The 239-nt window shown below is 51.0% G+C and carries 1 pseudogene; it reads left to right on the top strand.

Annotated features, from left to right (window positions below):
• Window positions 1–239, top strand: a pseudogene (locus AAEY93_RS21065) (TetR/AcrR family transcriptional regulator); the annotation flags it as partial.

Genomic DNA, 239 nt, shown 5'->3' with positions numbered 1-239 from the left:
AGCCGTGCGTGTATGTTGGTCAAGAGCTTATTAGAATTAGGCGAACGTGAGCAGTCTGCTTTACAGAAAGTCGAGAGCATGCTGGCAGGTATGGAGACCCATTTCATAAAGTGCTTTACTGAATCCCAACGGCTGGGAGAATTAAATAGTCAGCTAGACCCTGTGCGCCTTGGTCGGCGATTGCAGGCCGAAGTGATGGGTCTGCGCGCCTTTGCCCAACGTGAAGTTGATAGTAGCGC

Origin of the sequence: Shewanella sp. CAL98-MNA-CIBAN-0140, assembly GCF_040309905.1 — a bacterium.
Taxonomy (GTDB): domain Bacteria; phylum Pseudomonadota; class Gammaproteobacteria; order Enterobacterales; family Shewanellaceae; genus Shewanella; species Shewanella psychromarinicola.
Note: the sequence above shows the minus strand (reverse complement) of the source record. Positions and strands in the feature narration are given on the sequence as shown.